The sequence below is a fragment of the Sinorhizobium sp. BG8 genome (assembly GCF_016864555.1).
In the GTDB taxonomy this organism is placed as follows: Bacteria; Pseudomonadota; Alphaproteobacteria; order Rhizobiales; family Rhizobiaceae; genus BG8.
In genome coordinates this window covers 3,682,695-3,699,769 of record NZ_CP044011.1, presented here as the reverse complement: position 1 = coordinate 3,699,769, position 17,075 = coordinate 3,682,695, and the positions used below count along the sequence as shown (strand labels likewise).

Here is a 17,075-nt window from a genome sequence, read left to right as displayed (position 1 = left end):
GCGGGACAGGGCGCGAGAGCCGGCGCCTGAGGTTCCAAGCTCGATCGTCGGAAACCGGATGAGGTGCGTTGCGTCTAAGACGGCGATCAAGCCCTCATGTCCGGAAGACCCATAGTCGGGCCGAGAGATAGTTCCAGGCGAAGACCACGGGGACGCTCAGGATTTTTGCGATGGGCGGAGGCATCACGATGACGAGGGTTGCCACCAGGCAAGTCGAAATGAGCAGGCCGGTCAGCGTGGAGAGGACGAACTTGAGGGCCTGAACGTTGCTCCGCCGGGCGCGGAAGGTCCACGCGCGGTTAAGAGCATAGCTGACGGCGATCCCGCAGGAGTAGGAGAAGATATTGGCGAGTGCGGGGATCGCACCGACAAGAACGAGTGCGTTGAAAAGCACGAAGTCCAGCGTGGTGGTGATCGCGCCGACGACGGCAAAGCGCATCAGCGTGTCGCTTCCGCCGCCCGTACCCGCGCCACCGCCGATCAGGCGCTTCATCGCGTCCGTACCTCCGGTCGCGTCCGGTCATGCACGAGCCGGGGCTCACCGTTGAGCGACGCCTCTATGATTGGCGTCGGCCGGCGCTTGGACTGCATGAAGATCCGGCCGACATACTCGCCGACGATACCGAGGAAGATCGCGTTCAGCGTAATCGACAGGAGGATGAGAATGGTCGTGGTTGCGAAACCTGCCGGCCAGTCCTGACCGAAGAGCAGCTTGCCGATGATGTAGCCCATCAGCAGCAAGAAGGTGGCGGTTCCCATGAGAAGGCTTGCCATGGAGGCGAGCCTCAGCGGCGTCAGCGAATGGTTCAGTATCCCGTCAACGGCGAGCGACAGCATCGCGCGCAGCGGAAACTTGCTTTCACCTGCAACGCGCGCCTGCCTGTCGTATTCGAACCCGACCTGGGAGAAGCCCATGGCGCTGATGAGACCCCTGATATAGGGCGAGGTGTCGTCGACCTGGCGCAACTCGTCCAGGATCCGGCGGTCCACCAGCCGGAACTCACCGGCATTCAGCGGCAGTTCGTCTTCGCTCAGTGCATTGATGCACCAGTAGAAGCCGCGCCTCAGCCGGGTTGTCAGCCAATCGTCCTTGAGCGTGCGGCGAATACCGTAGACGACCTGATTTCCCTGGCGCCAGAGATCGAGCATCCCCGGAATGAGGTGGGGAGGGTCCTGGAGGTCGCAATCGATCTGAACTGAGCAATCTCCGCTTGCCGCCTTGTAGGCCACCAGCAGCGAGCGCTGATAGCCGACATTGCGGCTGAACCGTATGACCCGGACGCGGTGATCGTCGCGGGCAATCTCCCGGAGAAGTTCGAACGTCCGGTCGGTGGAGTGGTTGTCGGTGAAGATTATCTCGTAGTCGTATCCGGGCAGGTCGCGGAATACATCCAGCACCGCCGCGTAGACCTGGCGTACGTTGTCCTCCTCGTTGAAGGCGGGCACCAGCACAGAAATTAACGACTTTCTGTCGCCCATCATCGGACCTCCGTTGTTTCCCTCTTTGCCGAGGTGGGGCTTGCGGCCGGCTCGCCTGTTTCTTCCGAACGCGCGCGTGCGCGGTACCAATCGACCGTTCCGACCAGTCCCTCTTCGAACGGCGTCGACGCAACCCAGTTCAAGGTCTTACGCGCCAGTTCGGGCGAGGCGCGGAAATCAGGAATTCCGGACGACTGGCCGCTCTCGTCGTAGGTAATCAGCCTGGGATCGGCGCCAGTCAGCTTGAGGACGAGCCGCGCCAGGTCGCGCATCGGCGGTGCGATGCCGGTGGCGATGTTGATCAATGGGGGAACCGGGAACGGCGCCATGCTCAGCCGGACGAGACCCTCGACAACGTCGTCGACGTAGAGAAGGTCACGGCGGTCTTCGGGATGGCGCACGAGCGAGGGCTTGCCTGCCAGGCACTGTCGGATCAGCCAGGGCAGGAAGTATTCGGTCGACTGCCAGGCGCCATAGACGAGTGCAAGCCTGGCTGTCACGACGGGAAAGGGCATCCGGGACTGGAGACCGGCGACGAGATGGGCGGCCGCCGTCAATTCCGCGCCGTAGGCGTTCACCGGCTGCTCCCTGCCGTCCTCCAGATAGGGGGCGGGCGCAACGCCGTACTCGGCCAGCGATCCGGTGCGGATGACTATCCGCGGTGGACGGCGGGCCTGGGCCGCGGCGGCGAGAAGCCCCAAGAGCGCCTGGAACTGCTCGCGAAAGCCGTCCTTGACGTCGCCAAGGTCGGCATCCGGCTTGCGGCGGGGGCGAGCGGCGAGATGGAAAATCCGCTCAGGTTCTACTTCGGCGATGCAACGCTTGAGGTCGAGTTCCGACACGAGATCGAAGGAGTGGAGAACGAAGGCATCACCATACTGGCGCAGACGTTCCCCGCCCGTTTCCTTCCGTGCGATGACGTGCACTTCGTCGCCGGCCGCAAGGCAGGCGCCGACCAGATGCGAACCGATGAACCCAGCGCCGCCGGTAATCAGGACTCGTGACATGCGCGTGCTTCCAATTCCTCGATTGCTCCAGTCCGACGGCATTCCCGGCAGCGGCGGTTCGGCGGACCTTCGTCCGTCGAACTCCTCATGCGACCAGACACCGGCCGTGTCCGTGCCCCGTTTCGGTCTGCCCGGATCGACAATGACACGGCGGTCGGGCCCCGTGTTCTGCTCTCACGTCCCCGTGGCCTTGGTCGCGATGGTGGTTTCAACAGGACGTTTCGAGGATGCGCGTGCCGTCGAGAACCCTTTTGCGAATTCGCGGAACGAGGCGTGAATGTGATCAAGCTGCTCGGCCACGAGGCCATGGTGGCAGGCAAGCAGGATTCCTCCACGCATCACGTCGTCGGCGATCGGATATCCGCCGGGCGCAGTCCGGCTTTCGACGCCCTTCATTGCGGGCTGGCGAAGGATGTTTCCGGTGAAGACCGGCCGTGTCTGGATATCCTGCTTCTCCAGGAAGATCTGCATCTCGCGCCGGGTGAAGGGCGCATCCGCCCTGACGGTGAGCGGGAAGGCGAGCCAGCCTGTGCGCGAGCCAGGCATCTGCCGCGGCATGACGAACCAGTCCTCGTACTCCTTGAAGAAGGCGAACTGGGCCGCGAAGTTTCTTTCGCGGGCGGCAATGTTCTGTTCCAGCTTGTCCAGCTGCACCAGGCCGAATGCTGCACCCATCTCGGACGGTTCGACATTGAAGCCCAGCACCTCGAACAGGAATTTCGCATCGTAGGAGAAACCATCCAGTTCGACGCTGAAGCGGTTCTCGATGGTCTCGGAGTCCACGAACAGCGAGGACGTCCGCCCCCAGGAGCGAAGAAGTGTGGCCTGGCGCGCAAGCGTGTCGTCGTTGATGCAGATCATGCCGCCGTTGCCGCCGGCGGTGATTACATGCGAACCGTAGAAGCTGGTTGTGCTGATGTCGGAGCGCTTGCCCGTACTCGTTCCGTTGAGCGTGGCGCCGAGCGTATCGGCGCTGTCTTCTATGACGAACAGGCCGTGAGCGTCAGCGATGGCACGGATTCGGTCCCAATCGGGGAGATTGCCGATGAGCGAGGGGATCATCACTGCGCGAGTCTTTGGCGTGATCATGCGCTCGATGGCGTCCGCGTCGATGTTGTAGGTGCCTTCCGTCACATCGACGAATGCTGGGACGAGGCCCGCACGCACGATGGGCGCCACGGTCGTGGCAAAGGTGAGGGCAGGGGTGATTACCTCCGAACCGCGCGGGAGGTTCAAGACCTCGATCGCGAGATAGTTTGCGGAGGAACCGGAATTGACCATGATCCCATACCGCTTGGCGAAAAGTGCGGAGACGCGCTGCTCGAAGGCGCGCACCGACCGACCCATCTGGGTGGACGAACGCATCACGTCGACTACCGCTGCGATCTCTTCTTCGCCGTAAACGGACTGACCGTAGTTCACACGCATTTTACAAATCCCCCATAGGTGGTTCGTTACGTCGATGCTTCACGCGCCGCGGCCCCAGGCTGCAGCGTACTGCTCCAGCTGGCCGAGCGAGAACTGGCGTATTCTTTCCGTGTTTTCCCGATACTCCTCGTACCAGGCGACGGTCATGGCGACCGTCTCGTCCAGGTCGAGCAGTGGCTTCCAGCCGAGCTCGACATGCGATTTGGTGCTGTCGAGGCGAAGGACGATGGACTCCTTGGGCTCGTCGGCCCGGCGCTCGACCACATATTCCGGCGGGCGCCTTTTCCACTTGGAGACGACCATGTCGGCAAGCGTGCCCACGTCGACAGTCGCGTCCTTCTCCGGTCCGAAATTCCAGCCGCCGGCGTAGCGGGCGCCAACGTCGAGAAGGCGTGCCGCGAGCATGAGGTAGCCTCGAACCGGTTCGAGAACATACTGCCAGGGACGGATGTTGCGCGGATTGCGAATGCGGGCGGGCTGGCCCGTCTCCGTGGAGCGGACCAGGTCTGGCACCAGCCTGTCAGCCCCCCAATCGCCTCCGCCGATGACGTTGCCGGCCCTGACGGAAGCAAGCTGCGGCCCGTCGGGATCGCTGAAGAAGGAGGATCGATAGGCCGCGGCAACAAGCTCGGTGCAGCCCTTCGAGGAGCTGTACGGATCCTTGCCGCCCATCGGGTCGTTTTCCCGATAGCCCCAGACCCACTCGCGGTTCTCGTAGCACTTATCGCTGGTAACCACGATGACGCCGCGCAACGACGGCATGCGGCGGGCAGCGTCGAGGACGACGGCGGTTCCCACCACGTTTGTGAGGTAGGTATCGACTGGAGCTTCAAACGAGGCCCGCACCACGGCCTGCGCGGCCATGTGAATGACGAGGTCGAAATCCTCTCCCGCGATACTCCGACCAAAGTCGGTTTCCGTGCGAATGTCCCCGATACGTCCATCGACGATGCCGTCGAGGTCGACGGCCCTGCAAAATGACGGGGTGGTGGGCGGCAGTGCCACGCCGACCACGGTCGCGCCCAGGCGTCTCAGCCAGAGCGCGAGCCAGCCACCCTTGAAACCGGTGTGGCCGGTCACGAGCACGCGGCGACCGCGCAGCACCTCGGAGAGATAGGACTCGTCCATGGTTGCAGTCACGCCTACATCCTCACTTCGGTACGGATCGCAGCGGCTGGCGGGGAGACAGGCTCCCGCTCGAACTGGAGCCACGGCGGATCGTCACTTTCGGCAAGGCCGTTGAGGTAGTCGCGGTCGCGGACGGTATCCATGGGATGCCAGAAGCCCGAATGCTTGTAGGCGAAGAGTTCGCCGTCGCGGGCGAGATTGGTGAGTGGCGACATTTCGAGCGGCTCGGCCAGCCCGGGAATGTAATCAAGGACGCCCGGTTCGAACACGAAGAAGCCGCCGTTGATCCAGGTTTCCTTTTTCTGCACCTTCTCGGTGAACTCTACGACCTGGTCTCCTTCGATCTCGAGATTGCCGAAACGTGCCGGTGGCTGCACCGCCGTAACCGTCGCAAGGCGGCCATGGGAGCGGTGGAAGGCAAGAAGCGCCTCAAGATCGATGTTTCCGACGCCATCGGAATAGGTGACCATAAACGTCTCATTGTCGAGCCACTCGCGTAGCCGCAGGAGACGTCCGCCGGTCATCGTGGAGAGACCGGTATCGACGACCGACACGTTCCAGTCGAGAGGCCGGTTGGGATGAAGCACCATGGAACCGTTTCCGAGGGCCACGGTGAAATCGGCGGTGGAGAGGTGGAAGTTGTGGAAGAAATTCTTGATCGCCATGCACTTGTAGCCGCCGGCGATGACAAAGTCGCGGTAGCCCCAGTGGCTGTAGATGTCCATCACATGGAGGATGATAGGCTTGCCGCCGACTTCGACCATGGGTTTCGGGATGCGGGTGGTTTCCTCGGCAAGACGAGAGCCAAGGCCTCCGGCGAACAGTACGACTTTCATGTCGACCCCCCAAACGTGAAGGAAATTGAGCGTCCGTCGACCATCCGACAGACGTCATCATGCGCATCGGCAGATGCGCGCACAGAATGTTTCAGTCAGTGATGCAAGTTGAAATGCGAAATCGTGAAAGATAGGCCGCAATTTTACATCGCGGAGTGTCTATCAACGGAGCTTTATTTGAGATATACTCCCAAAAACTGGTCGTAGATCTCATCCATTGAAAGTAGATTAACTTACGTAAGGTAAAACAGCAAGCTTTTAGAGTGTCAGGATAAACCTTTCCTCATTGTCGGGAATAACCCCAGTTGCCGTTCGGACCGGCCCGCCAGCCAGGACAGAGGGGCTTTTCATCGGATTTGCCGGGGTCCGAGATCGGTCTTGAGGTCCGATGGAGCGGGTTTTGCCCGACTTCCCGTATCTCGCTTCCTTTCCGGTATGGTTTTTGTTCGGAGTAACTGGATGGCTTCTTTTGAAGAAACTTCGGCCCTTGGGACTGTGCATAAATCGGAGACTTCGAGATCAATTCTCGCCGCTATCGCGCTATCCGTTCTTTCGGTCTTGTTATTCTTGGGTCTTCTGGCCAGGGTCATGAATTACGAGATGCGGAAGGACGAACAACTTTACGTCCCGCCCGTTCGTCTTCTCGACAATCACAGTCTTTATGCCGATTTCTTCTATAATCATCCGCCCGGATCTGCGTGGCTGTTCCATTGGATCGGCACGATCACGGGCTCGGACCACCTTCTGCTGAGTGGAAGACTTGGCGTGCTGCTGGGGTGGATCCTGCTGATCGCGGGTATCGGTGCGATCTCCTATATCCTGACGCGCTCGGCCCTGGTGAGCTGGTGCATCGTCGTGCTGTCGACAGCCAATCAGCTCTTCCTCATGCAGACGGGCATGTCGGCCACCAACAACCTCCTCCCGTTGCCCCTTTCCTTTCTGGGGCTTGGGGTATTCGTGCTGGCTGTCAAGGATGATCGGGCGCGGCCGCTGCTCGCTTTCCTTGCCGGGTGCCTGTTGTCGTTTGCTGCCGGCTTCAAGGTCAGCGCCGTCGCCTTCATTCCTCCGGTTGCGCTTGCAGCATTCTTTCTTCCGCGCGCCTATGGTCTGGGCCAGCGCCTGACGCACGTCGTTCTGCCGCTTGCCATCGGCGGGGTGATTGGCGGCCTTGTGCTGGTGGTCCCGCTCGTCACGGATCCCGCGCGCTTTCTCGCGCATGTGGTGCGCTATCATACCGGTCCTCATCTCGCCTATTGGAGTTCTGGCGGTGACGCAGGGGAGGACGCTGTCATGTCGCTTGGGGCCAAATTGCTGCTCGCGCAGGAGATCTGGTTCGGGGCGACCGTGGCGGTGGCACTGTCGGTCTTGCTCGCCTTCCTTCTGACCACCGTTTGGAAATCGCCGGAAGGGCGGGCAGCGAGGCCGCATTTGCCGGTGAGCGCGTTGCTGGTGGTGCTCGGGGCCTTGGTCTTCAGCGCGGGGCTGAGCCTGCTTCCGACGCCGAGCTTCCCGCAGTATTTCGCTCCGCCGCTGATATGCCTGCCGCTGGGGCTGGCATTGCTTTACGGCAGCCTCGAAAGCGAGGCGGGGCAGCGGCTGAAGCCAGTGATCGTTGCGGCGACGGCGGTGGTCCTGCTGATTGCCGCGCCGCGTCTCGTCCAATACCTGCCCACCATTCTCGACCCTCAGAAGTGGACGGTGATGCGCGTGCATGACGCGGGTGTTTCCCTTGCGCAGCGCATGTCGCAGGAGGGCGCCAGCGGCAAGGTAGCGACCTTGTGGCCTGTCTATCCTCTAGAGGGGAACCTCGAGGTCTATCCCGAACTCGCCACCGGGCCGTTCGCCTACAGAACCGGAGACATCACCGATCCCGATCTCGCCGCGCAGTACCGGATGACCTCCCCGACCACTGTCGGCGCACTCCTCGACAGCGACCCGCCTGCGGCGCTGCTGCTCGGGTTCGACGAGGCTCTCGAGCGGCCGTTGCTCGACTATGCCGAGCGCAACCGGTACGTAAAAATCGAGGATCTCGGCATCAAGGACCGTTATGGCGTGCCTGTGCTCTACCTGAGGCCCAGTGCCCCGGTGCAAACGACCCCGGTGCAAACGACTACGCCCTGATGGCATCGTGAGGCTGAAGCAAGCAGAAGCGACCTGGGAAGATCGCCGCGGGTGGCGCTACCGTGCCTTGCGTGCACCCGCATGCAGGGAAGGGGCGGCATCCGGGCGCGTGGTCTGGCCGAGCGCCTGGGCGATAACCGCATCCCACCGGGCGAGGACCGGTGCCGTGGCATAGCGGGATGCGGCTGTCCGGGCACCAGCGTCGGCGAGCAGGTGCCTGAGGGCCGGATCCGTCGCCACGTTCCGGATGGCCTCGCCGAGGCGCAGGACGTCGCCGGCAGGCACGAGCAGGCCGGCATCCGGACCATCCAGGATCTCCGAAGGTCCCCACGGGCAATCGAAAGCGATCGTTGCAAGGCCCGCAGTCATCGCCTCCAGAACGGCGTTCGGAAATCCTTCGAAACGTGAACTGAGCACGAAGATATCGCCGGCGGAGATCCAGTCGACCGGGGATTTCGTGACGCCCGGCAGGCGCACTCGGTCGCCAAGGCCGAGGTCCTGCACCTGCCGCTCGAGCGCGGTGCGTTGCGCACCCTCTCCGAAGATCGTGAGCGTGACGGCAGGCAACGATCCGGCGATGTTGGCGAACGCCTGGAGCAGGAGATCGAAGCCCTTCTGCCTGTCGAGCCGACCGACGGCGACGATCCTCGATCCGTCGCCTGGCGTGCGGGACCAGTTTTCCGGCAGCGCCACGGGATTGGGGATGATCGTCACCTTCGGCCACAGATCCTCCGGCAGTGAGCGGCATGCCTCGCGGGTCTGCATGACCAGGCATTTGGCGCGGCGGGCGACAATCGGGCTTGCGCGCCGCCAGAACGGGCTCATCTCCTGGGTCAGGAAGTTGTTGCGCTCGGAAAGGACAAAGGGAACGCCGAGACCCGTCGCGGCAAGGCCCGTCTGGACATTGATCTTGGTCAGGAAGGAAATCACGATGTCCGGCTTGAACCGACGCAGACGCCGGCGCAGCGCAAGCGTCCGAAGCAAAACTCCAAGAGGGCCCGATGCGCCTTTTGCCAGCGCATGGATCTCGATTGCCCGGTCGTAGGGAAAATAGGAGTCAGGCGTCCCGGCGTTGACCGCAATCACGCTGACTGCATCGCCGCGTGACAAGCGATGGTGTGCGAGAAGGTTTACGATCTTCTCCGCACCACCGGTACCGAGCCCCGAAAGGACGAAAGCTATCCGCACAGGGAACTCCATCGTTTCTTGCCTGAACTCCGGCCGGGGAGAGAGAGCGGTGCCAATCCGAAACAATGACCGTCTCGTGTCCATTTCGATAGCAGGCTCGGCACGCTGGATCCTCAATTGTTCGGGAAAAGATCGGGAAAAACGGTGCCGGAGGCACGAGGCTCAAAGAATTGAATTCTTCAATTCGCGTTCAACCAGCCGTGCGTCAAAGCAAAATGGACGATCTGCGCGCGGGAATGAAGTTTAAGTTTCTCCGTTGCTCGCGCCTTGTAGGTCTCTATCGACTTTATGCTTATGTTGGCGCGGGCTCCGATCTCCTTGTTGGAATAACCGAGGGCGACCAGCCTGAGCACGTCCTGTTCGCGCGCCGTCAGCCCCAGCACGCCGGCCGACTTCACCGGCGAAACCGTTGGGCCGCTCTGTGCTGCGGTCATTTCCCGTGCCGTGGGCGGATCGAAGAACAGGCCGCCGAGCATGACCGAACGCACTGCAAGAAGAAGGTTTTCGCCGGCCGAGCATTTCTGCACGAAACCCTTCGCTCCGGTCTGCAGCGCTTGCTGGACGTAACTGCGGTCGTGATAGAGTGTCATGATCACCACATGGGCCACCAATCCGCGCCGAATGACCTGTTCGGCGAGAATCAACCCATTAATGTCCGGTAGCGACACATCGACGATTGCCACGTCCGGCCTGGTGTCCTCGATCACCGCCAGCGCGTCGGTAGCGTTGTTGGCCTCTCCGACGCAAACGATGTCGGTGCAGGCGTCCATCAGGGCGCGCGCGCCAGCCACGACAAGAGGATGATCGTCAACGATGACGGTTCGGATCGGCTCTGTCATTGCCGGCCTCCGGCAGCATCGCCAGCAGGAATGGTCGCCATTGGAAGCGTTGCAAGCAGGCGCGTTCCGGCAGTTGCGGACCGCTCGAGGACGAGCGTCCCTCCGATCTCGGCAAGGCGTTCGCGCATCATGTCGAGCCCGAAGCCGATCCGCGCATCGCAACCCGGGACCTCTGGCGAGGTGAGGGGAAGGGTCGCGTCATCTGCGACAGTGAGCGTGATAAAGCCGGGTATCTGTTTGATTTCTATCGTTACAAGCGACGCAGTGAAGGCGTGTTTCGCAACGTTGGTGAGCGCCTCATGAACCGTTCGGTAAAGCGCTTCGGCCACCTGTTCTTCCAGTGGAGCGAACCCAAGGCCTTCGTGCCGGAACAGTGTCGAAATCCCGATCCGCTGCTCCCAGAGGGCGATCAACTGGGCGAGCTGCGCGACCAGGGTCGCCCCGCGTGCGGGACCCTGACGGGTTTCTGCCACGATGTCGTGGAGTTCCTCGCTCAGCTGCGTCAACAGCGAGCGCAGGTCCTGCAGGTGCGGACGCAATTCCTCGTCGGCGAAATTTTGCTCGATGGCAGAAAGCCGGAATAATGCGGCGACGATGTACTGGCCGGAAATGTCGTGAATGTCGCGCGCCAGACGCTTGCGCTGCTGATCGGCCGATATCAGATCGATGGAACCGGTCCCTGAGCAGTGCCCTCGCTCTTCCGCAGAAAAAGCTGATACGCCGTATGGTATTCCGTGCTGCGTATCCGCAAGCTCCGGGTGTGTATAGCTTGCCGTATTCGTGGCAGGGTGAGGCGGGACCGCAGACCTACGGTAAAGAAAATCTTTCCGTGGCTTAGTCATACTAAACTACCCCACACAAGGTTTCATGATGATTTTAATTCTATCGCTATGAACCGGCCGGTTAATACTTAAGATAACATATAGATTCCTTGCGTCAACTTGACTTCCGTTGCGTCGGCGAGGGGCTGCGGGCCGGGGATGAGCCTTGCGGATCGTCGCTTGTTCGACGCTATACGCTGGAATGTCGATGGCACGGTATCGAGAGCAGGGTGCTCGTTCCAGACGTCGCGCGCGCATTGCCTGAAAGCAATACAGCGGCGTGAAAATCATCGCCAACCTGATGATCCTCCCAAAGTTTGCGCTTTACTACGGAAGTAGTTGCTGACAGAGTATATCCTACGATAAATTTCCATGCGCCTTTAGTTATGATATCGACTACTTCAACTGCCGATCGGTAAGGAGTATGTTAGTTGACAGTTTTATCGACAGCAGAAGCGCTCGGAAGCAATAGGATCGATGGTCTTCCATTGCTTTCGCTGGATCAATCACTTGATCTCGACAGTGCCACCGCAAACAAGTTTTACGCGCAACACCTCAACCGCTACATGCTCCAGATTTTCGATATCCTTGGTCTCAAGGATATGGACATTCGTGGGGCACAGGGCCTTGAGATCTGGCTCAATGACGGTCGGACCCTGCTCGATTTTTCGGCCGGGCTCGGCGTTCTCGGCCTGGGGCACAACCACCCGCGCATCATCGCAGCCGAGCGCAAGTGCCACGATCGAAAGATCATCGACTGCATCAAGGTCGCGCCACACAAGCTGCAGGGCGCTCTTGCCTATAATCTCGCGCAGTTCCTGCCCGATCCTCTGAACGTCTCGTTCTTCGCCGTTTCCGGGGCGGAAGCGAACGAAGCGGCGATGAAGCTCAGCGAGCGCGTGCAGACGCCGAAGGGCAAGAAGAAGTTCCTGTGCATGCAGGGCGCCTTCCACGGCAAGACGCACGGTGCGCTGTCGCTGACCACGGCCACCGACGTCCAGTCCGGCTTCCTCCTGGGCGTGCCGAAGGAGAACGTGATCTACGCCACCTACGGCGACATCGAATCCGTTCGTCAGGCGATCAATGCCGCCAACGACGGCCGCGGGGGCAATGACATCATTGCGGGGATCGTGGAGACGATCCGTGGCACCTCCTGTGAAGTGCCGCCTCCTGGCTATCTGACCGAATTCGTCGCGCTCTGCCGAGCAAACGACATCCTGTCGATCTTCGACGAGGTGAAGGTCGGAATGGGACGCAGCGGACGCTTCTGCGCCTTCCAGCACGAGGACGTGGTTCCCGATATCGTGACGCTGGCGAAGACGCTCGGCGGCGGCAAACGCGAAGTGGCGGCAATGGTCACCTCGCAGGCCCTCTTTGACCGCGCCTACGGCAACAAGCAGGACTGCAACCTGCACAGCTCCAGCTTCAGCGGTCTCGGCGAGAGCTGCGCGGCGGCAATCGAGACGCTCAACATCCTGCAGGACGAGAGGCTTATCGAGAATGCCGAGCGCATGGGCAAGTATCTTTCCCGCCGGCTCAATGAACTGAAGGAAAAGCATCCGAGACAGGTCCTCGACGTGAGGGGACGAGGGATGTTCCAGGGGATGCGCCTGAACTTCCATCAGGATCTGGCAGCCAAGCTGGTCGACATCTCGAAAAATCCGCTCTTCCAGACCTATCAGACGGTGTTGATCGGCGCGATGACGAGGGACCTGTATGAGCGCCACGACATTCTCGTGCACTTCCAGCCAGGTGCCCGCGACATCCTGCATTTCATGCCTCCGTTCATCGTTCAGGAGCACCAGATCGACAAACTGATATCCGCGCTGGACGATATTCTGACGCGCGGGATCACGGATGCGACCGTCCGCTTCGTGGCGAAGAACATCAAGCGCGTCTTTGGCGACAAGACCTAGAGCATTCGACGATCCATTGCTCTGGAGCACCGAATGCTGCCCTGAGGGGGGTAACGATGCAGTACGATGCAGTGACGGAATCCGCACACGATCGCGCCTTTTGGAGTGAGGCATTGAGAGGACGATTGTACTGGAGCTGTGGAACGGCCCTGGTGCTCTTCTCGTTGGCTCTCTTCCTGTTCAACACATACCAAGGCATCGGCGTGCTTCCCGACAGCACGCGCTACATGGGGCTGGACCAAAATCCATATGATGCGCCCCTCTATGCGTGGATGCTGCAAGGGCTGGCCGCGACGGGGCTCGGCATGGCGCTCGCCGCCAAGCTGCTCGGCATCGTGTTCGTTTGCGCGAACACGGCGCTCGTATGGCACATCCTGGTACGGGCGACGGGTCGGTACGGATATGCTCTCGCGGGTACCGCTCTTCTGGTGATTTCCCCGCAATTCGTCATGCTGCACTCGACGGCCATGTCGGAGCCGCTGTTCATACTGATGCTCCTTTCGACACTGCTCGCATTGCTTTGCTATCTCGAAACCGAGAAGAGGACGTGGCTCGTCGTGAGTGCCGTCGCACTCGGGCTTGCGGCTCTGACGCGCTTCACCGCGCCGCCGCTCGGGGCTGCGATCGCCATCGCCCTGTTGCTGAACCGCCGGCACGGCTTCAAGCGACGCCTGGAAGACGTCATTCTCTTCGGATTTGTCAGCGCGGTCATCTTCATGGGATGGGTACTGCTGAGCCAGCTGACGGCAGGGCAGTCGATCGGTCGTGAACTCGCCTTCCATGGCAACATGGGCCTTAGGCAGTGGCTGAGAAGCCTCGAGGCGCTGACGGCCTGGCTGTTGCCCGACGATGTCCCGTTCGCGCTGCGCATCGTCGTTCTAACCGGTTTTCTCGGCACGCTCGCCGTCCTTACCGTTGCGCAGGTGCGCGAAACGCTGCGCCGGAAGGCGGGGGCCAAGGTCATCGATGCCCTCCTGCCGCTCATCCTCGGCCTGTTCTTCTTCTTCTATCTCGGCTTCATGGTTCTCTCGACATCGATCGAGGCCAACCTTTCGCTGAACGGTCGCTATGCTTTCCCGATCTTCGTGATGACCTTGCTTCTCGCGACGATCGTCCTGGCTCACTTCAGCAAGAGTTCGGGGATCTGGAAGTTGCTCCACCATGGGCTTGTGGCACTGGCCGTGGTCGTTGCAGCGAGCTCGCTGCTGCGCACCTCGGTCCGCAGCTATGCGGCCTACGAAAGCGGCATCGGCTATGCCAGTGTCCTATGGTCCAACTCGCCGACGCTCGAGGCCGTGAAGAAATTGCCGGCCGAAGCCGTCATATATAGCAACGGCGCCGATGTCATTGCCTTCAGGCTCGAGCGCCCGGTCTTTTACATACCCAAATACGTCGACCTCCGAACGGGCGAAAAAGATCCGAACAAGCCGTTCGAAGTTCAGGTTGAGGAGCTGCGTGCCGGCCTGACGGCGGGTACCGCCTACGTCGTCTTCTTCGACGCGGTGAACTGGCGCTTCTACCTGGCGACGGAGGACGATCTGAAACAGCGCCTCTTCCTGAACGAACTGGTCTCGGAGAAGGATGGCCGAATTTACGGGAAGACATTGCCCGGAAACTGAGACGATGCCGCGATTGTCGGATGAAAGGAAAGCAGGAACATGCTTGACAATGGATATCAGCCGGCTGCCACAATGACCACGCACCGCGCGTCCTTTAAAGAATACCTGGCCATAGCCCGGCTCGATCACATGACCAAGCATGTGTTCATCATACCGGGCATCGTCATCGCCTATGCCGTGCGCGAGCCGTCCGTGGAGTTCACGGCCGCGCTTGTCTTCATCGGCTTCATGAGCGCGATCGCGATCGCCTCTGCCAACTACGTGATCAACGAGTGGCTCGACCGCGAATTCGACGCCTTCCACCCCACCAAATCGAAGCGAAGCGCCGTCCAATGGTCCTTCTCGCCGCAACTCGTCTATCTCGAATATGCGATCTTCGCGGTGGTTGGCCTCGTTCTCGCCTACAGCGTGGGAACGCTGTTCTTCTACACGTCGGTTCTGTTTCTGCTGTCCGGGCTGGTCTACAACGTCCAGCCCCTGCGTTCGAAGGACCGGCCCTACCTGGACGTGATCTCGGAATCCGTGAACAATCCGATCCGGTTGACGCTCGGCTGGACGATGGTCGATCCCACGACACTGCCGCCGTCGAGCCTGCTGCTCGCATACTGGACGGGCGGCGCATTCCTGATGGCCGCCAAGCGGCTTTCCGAATACCGCGATATCACCGGTGCCGGCGGCGCCGACCTGCTCCACCGTTACCGCCGCTCCTTCCGCTACTATACCGCGGAGAGCCTGACGGTTTCCTGCTTCCTCTATGCGATGATGTCGGCGTTCTTCATCGCCGTGTTCCTGACGCGGTACCGCTTCGAGTACATTCTGGCGCTGCCCTTCATCGCGATCCTGTTCTCGTCCTATCTCTGGTTGTCTCTGCTGAAGAATTCCATCGCTCAGCGGCCCGAGAGGATGTTCAGGTCGAAGCGGCTGATCGCGTCCCTTGTCATGGTCGTGGTCTCGCTGCTGTTCCTGTCCTTCGTGGATCTTCCACTGCTCTACGTGATCTTCGAACCAAGCTTCGTGCCAGCCGATATGATGAAGCCGAACAACTGATGCAGCCTCTCGCATGGAATGACATCGCCCTTGTGGTGTTCGATCTCGATGGCACGCTCTATGATCAAAAGCGCCTTCGCGCCCGCATGGCGATGAGCCTGCTGCACGGTGCCGTCCGCTCGAGGACTCTCAGGACGCTTAACATCCTGCGTGTCTTCCGGCAGTGCCGGGAGGAGATGGCAGGGACTGCCACGGATTTCATAAACCGGCAGTTCGAGGAAACGGCATTGCGTTGCGGCTGTTCGACCGACGAGGTCCGGGGGCTGGTGCGGGAGTGGATCGAGCAGCGGCCGCTCGAGTATCTCGGGGCATGCCGTTATGCCGGCGTCTCCGGACTGTTCGAGGCATTGAGGCGGTCCGGGCGAACGATTGCAGTCTTCTCCGACTACGCGGCTGTCGACAAGCTCAGAGCGCTGGCGCTTGAGGCGGACCTGGTGGTGACGGCGGCCGACGACGACGTGCGCCGCCTGAAACCCGATCCGACGGGGCTTCGCAAGATACTGTCCGCGACCGGCCTCGAGGCTGGTCGCGGGCTCATGATCGGTGACCGTTTCGACAGGGACTGGGCGGCGGCAAACCGCATTGGCATGCCGGCGCTCATCCGGTCCCGCCATCCCGATCCCCGGTGCAACACATTTCGTTCCTATCACGAGGCCCTTTTCCAGCCTGTCGTGCGCTGACGAGAGCGCGGGCGGCATCAAGTTCATTGGAAGTCCATGCTCGCAGATTTCGAGAAATGTGTCGGCGCCATCGCCGAGGCCATTATCAGCCAGGAAGGGGGCCCGCCGGAATGGCGGGATCACACCGCCACGGTTTCGAAATTCCTCATCGAGACGCAGGCAAAGATGCCGGACTACCTGCGCGTGGCGTTCCATGTCCTCACACTGGCTTTCGATGCATGGTCCTATCCGACGGCCGGCCAGCCGTTTCACCGGCTTAGTCTCCAGCGCCGCACCGACCAGATTGCCCGCTGGCAGGCATCGCGGCTGAAGTTTCGGCAATCCTTCGCGGGGTTCTACAAGACCTTCACGATCTTCGGGCTCTATTCCGAACTCTATGAACAGGACTATGATCTTGGCAGCCGTGATGAACAGCACTGAGCCTGCGGCCGGAAAGCTCTCGGCCGACATCGTCGTGATCGGATCGGGCCCCGGAGGCGCAGTGACGGCCGGACTCTGTGCTGAGGCCGGGAAGTCCGTGCTTATGCTCGAAGAAGGGCGACACCTGCCGATCCATTCGGCGCCCCATTTCTCGAAGGACGAGATCCTGCAGAAGTACCGGAACGCCGGCATCTGCCTGGCGCTCGGCTCGACGAAAGTTGCCTATGTCGAGGGGCGATGCGTGGGGGGCGGCAGCGAGATCAACCGGGGGCTCTACCACCGCACTCCGGAATTCATCCTGGAAAAATGGCGGGACAACTTCGGGGTCCGCAACTTGAGCCATGACCGGCTGATCCCGCACTTCGAGGCCTGCGAAAAGATAGCCCGCGTCGAGTACCTGCCGGGCGAGGCGCCACTCGTTTCCACCAAGTTGCGGGACGGTGCCGAAAATCTCGGCTGGCGGGCGATCGAGGCCCCAAGGCTCTACCACTATGGTGACAGCACCACGCAGGGCGGAAAGCAGTCCATGTCCGAAACCTTCGTGCC

Annotated in this window: 15 protein-coding genes; 6 read left to right on the top strand and 9 right to left on the bottom strand. The window is 61.2% G+C overall.

Features of this window, described 5'->3' with window-relative positions; genetic code table 11:
* Positions 1-94: 94 nt before the first annotated feature.
* From F3Y30_RS17350 to rfbF, 6 genes are all read right to left on the bottom strand, one after another.
* Entirely contained in the window at positions 95-493 is a 399-nt protein-coding gene (locus F3Y30_RS17350; RefSeq protein WP_203423946.1) for a GtrA family protein, read from the bottom strand.
* Positions 490-1,482 (bottom strand): glycosyltransferase family 2 protein, encoded by a 993-nt coding sequence (locus tag F3Y30_RS17345; RefSeq protein ID WP_246752776.1) that lies wholly within the window; start codon positions 1,480-1,482, stop codon positions 490-492. The genes F3Y30_RS17350 and F3Y30_RS17345 overlap by 4 nt, the downstream gene beginning before the upstream one ends.
* Positions 1,479-2,486, bottom strand: a complete 1,008-nt coding sequence (locus F3Y30_RS17340; RefSeq protein WP_203423945.1) for an NAD(P)-dependent oxidoreductase — start codon at positions 2,484-2,486, stop codon at positions 1,479-1,481. The genes F3Y30_RS17345 and F3Y30_RS17340 overlap by 4 nt, the downstream gene beginning before the upstream one ends.
* A gap of 174 nt (positions 2,487-2,660) precedes the next feature.
* Positions 2,661-3,914 carry an aminotransferase class I/II-fold pyridoxal phosphate-dependent enzyme gene (locus tag F3Y30_RS17335; protein WP_203423944.1) on the bottom strand — a complete coding sequence of 418 codons (1,254 nt, stop codon included), beginning with the start codon at positions 3,912-3,914 and terminating at the stop codon, positions 2,661-2,663.
* A gap of 39 nt (positions 3,915-3,953) precedes the next feature.
* Positions 3,954-5,054, bottom strand: a complete 1,101-nt coding sequence (gene rfbG, locus F3Y30_RS17330) for a CDP-glucose 4,6-dehydratase (protein WP_203423943.1) — start codon at positions 5,052-5,054, stop codon at positions 3,954-3,956.
* A gap of 2 nt (positions 5,055-5,056) precedes the next feature.
* Complete coding sequence (gene rfbF / locus F3Y30_RS17325; protein ID WP_203423942.1) at positions 5,057-5,878, bottom strand: glucose-1-phosphate cytidylyltransferase; 822 nt, start codon at positions 5,876-5,878, stop codon at positions 5,057-5,059.
* 588 nt (positions 5,879-6,466) lie between these two features.
* Here rfbF and F3Y30_RS17320 point away from each other — a divergent pair.
* Positions 6,467-7,999, top strand: coding sequence for a hypothetical protein (locus F3Y30_RS17320; protein WP_203423941.1), 1,533 nt, complete (start codon positions 6,467-6,469; stop codon positions 7,997-7,999).
* A 57-nt stretch (positions 8,000-8,056) separates the two neighbouring features.
* Here F3Y30_RS17320 and F3Y30_RS17315 read toward each other — a convergent pair whose 3' ends face one another.
* The 3 genes from F3Y30_RS17315 to F3Y30_RS17305 form a co-directional block, all read right to left on the bottom strand.
* Entirely contained in the window at positions 8,057-9,187 is a 1,131-nt protein-coding gene (locus F3Y30_RS17315; protein ID WP_203423940.1) for a glycosyltransferase, read from the bottom strand.
* 179 nt (positions 9,188-9,366) lie between these two features.
* On the bottom strand, positions 9,367-10,026 hold the full coding sequence (locus F3Y30_RS17310; RefSeq protein WP_203423939.1) for a response regulator transcription factor: 660 nt from the start codon (positions 10,024-10,026) through the stop codon (positions 9,367-9,369).
* The gene (locus F3Y30_RS17305) at positions 10,023-10,868 is read right to left on the bottom strand and encodes a histidine kinase (RefSeq protein ID WP_203423938.1); all 846 of its coding nucleotides are present in this window, start codon (positions 10,866-10,868) and stop codon (positions 10,023-10,025) included. The genes F3Y30_RS17310 and F3Y30_RS17305 overlap by 4 nt, the downstream gene beginning before the upstream one ends.
* A gap of 410 nt (positions 10,869-11,278) precedes the next feature.
* Between F3Y30_RS17305 and F3Y30_RS17300 the strand changes: the two genes are divergently transcribed.
* The 5 genes from F3Y30_RS17300 (at position 11,279) to F3Y30_RS17280 (ending at position 16,529) form a co-directional block, all read left to right on the top strand.
* Complete coding sequence (locus F3Y30_RS17300) at positions 11,279-12,763, top strand: aspartate aminotransferase family protein (protein WP_203423937.1); 1,485 nt, start codon at positions 11,279-11,281, stop codon at positions 12,761-12,763.
* A 113-nt stretch (positions 12,764-12,876) separates the two neighbouring features.
* Positions 12,877-14,382 (top strand): glycosyltransferase family 39 protein, encoded by a 1,506-nt coding sequence (locus F3Y30_RS17295; RefSeq protein ID WP_203423936.1) that lies wholly within the window; start codon positions 12,877-12,879, stop codon positions 14,380-14,382.
* A 39-nt stretch (positions 14,383-14,421) separates the two neighbouring features.
* Complete coding sequence (locus F3Y30_RS17290; RefSeq protein WP_246752775.1) at positions 14,422-15,429, top strand: UbiA family prenyltransferase; 1,008 nt, start codon at positions 14,422-14,424, stop codon at positions 15,427-15,429.
* Positions 15,429-16,109 (top strand): HAD family hydrolase, encoded by a 681-nt coding sequence (locus F3Y30_RS17285; protein WP_203423935.1) that lies wholly within the window; start codon positions 15,429-15,431, stop codon positions 16,107-16,109. The genes F3Y30_RS17290 and F3Y30_RS17285 overlap by 1 nt, the downstream gene beginning before the upstream one ends.
* 36 nt (positions 16,110-16,145) lie before the next feature.
* Entirely contained in the window at positions 16,146-16,529 is a 384-nt protein-coding gene (locus F3Y30_RS17280) for a hypothetical protein (RefSeq protein ID WP_203423934.1), read from the top strand.
* The last annotated feature ends 546 nt before the right edge of the window (positions 16,530-17,075 follow it).